1 protein-coding gene is annotated in these 1364 nt (G+C 41.8%); it reads left to right on the top strand.

Annotation, left to right across the window (positions count from 1 at the left end; all coding sequences use genetic code 11):
• The first annotated feature begins 335 nt into the window (after positions 1 to 335).
• Positions 336 to 884 (top strand): calcium-binding protein, encoded by a 549-nt coding sequence (locus F6K38_RS42065; RefSeq protein ID WP_287253971.1) that lies wholly within the window; start codon positions 336 to 338, stop codon positions 882 to 884.
• The last annotated feature ends 480 nt before the right edge of the window (positions 885 to 1364 follow it).

Genomic DNA, 1364 nt, shown 5'->3' with positions numbered 1-1364 from the left:
TCTCTGAGGTGTTTGTCTAGGGTTTTTCTGCAAGGCTTTGGTAAAGCAAAGCTTGCCGGAGCATAAAATCATGATTTGATTAGCATAGTGCGTCTGAGTTAACTCAGGCGCATTTTTGATCAGGGTTTTTCTGCCCAGGGCTTTTGTTAAGAAAGATTACAAAAAATTGCCCTTTTGTAGAAAAAGGGCAGATTTAGTTTGATTAACCATTAGAGGCTGAAAAACACAGCAGTTTTTAGATACAGCCTCAGACACCACCTCAGATGTAACTTCAGATACAACCGAGGTGTGGGTTACATAGCAACTGACGATTCCTTATTAAGGAGGAAACATCAATGAATTCTATCAATAATATCACGGGAACATCAGGTGATGATAACCTGTTTGGCACTGTCGAAAACGATTATATTAACGGTTTCGGTGGCAATGACACGATCTCTGGTAGTGAGGGAATTGATACCCTTATCGGTGGCAGTGGTAATGACCTGATCTACGGTGGTTCACAGCTGGATTTGATTAGCGGTGGTAGCGGTAACGATACCATCTTCGGCAGTGAGGGTGATAATGTAATCTATGGTGGTTCTGGTAATGACATCATCTATTCTGGCTCTGGCGATGATTACATTCGCAGTGGCAGTGGTTACGACACCCTGTGGCTAGGGGGTGGTGAGGATCGAATTGTTCTCGACACCGGCAATGGATATGATACCGTCAACAACTTCCAGCTTGGTCTAACTACCTTTGATGTTGCCAATCCTAATCAGGTGAGCATCGTTGATGGTCAGGATGGTGCTGAAATCTCGAGCGGCGGAGACCTCCTGGCTGTGGTGAGTTGGACTCAAGCTAGTACTCTCTACGAGAATTTCAATGAGGTGTTTGTCTAGGATTTTTCTGCAAGCCTGCAGTAGAGCAAAGCTTGCCAGAGCATAAAATCATTTTTTTGCAGAATTATTGTTAGAGGAGGAGAGGAAGATAACTGAATTCTAACTTCGGTGATCTTTCCCCTCTTTCCCTTATTGCGATTCTCACCAATGAATGATTTCATCTCCGGATAATTAGTGATAAAAAACCATTTCCGATTAAACCTTACTCCTTTTATTCTGCCTTATCCCTCCCTTTTTGCCCGTGCGCGAATCACAATACCATACCAGATATAGCATTTCCAAATGAATGGAAAAAAAAGATGACAGTTCTTTCCATTCCCAAAAATTAATATATATTTTATTATCTCTTGCTCTTGCCTCTTGCCTTTTGCATTTCTCAAGGTAGACTATGTTCACAACTGAACTAAAAATGCTATATCAACGCCACAACCGCTTAATTTCTTGCCAAATTTGTGATTGTCCTAACTGAGTATTCGGATG

It is taken from the genome of Moorena sp. SIO3B2, from assembly GCF_010692525.1.
GTDB lineage: Bacteria > Cyanobacteriota > Cyanobacteriia > Cyanobacteriales > Coleofasciculaceae > Moorena > Moorena producens.
This window is presented reverse-complemented; position numbering and strand designations above follow the sequence as displayed.

Excerpts from the sequence above, each read along its gene's own strand:
- F6K38_RS42065 (WP_287253971.1), top strand. The coding sequence starts at position 336 with ATGAATTCTATCAATAATATCACGGGAACATCAGGTGATGATAACCTG.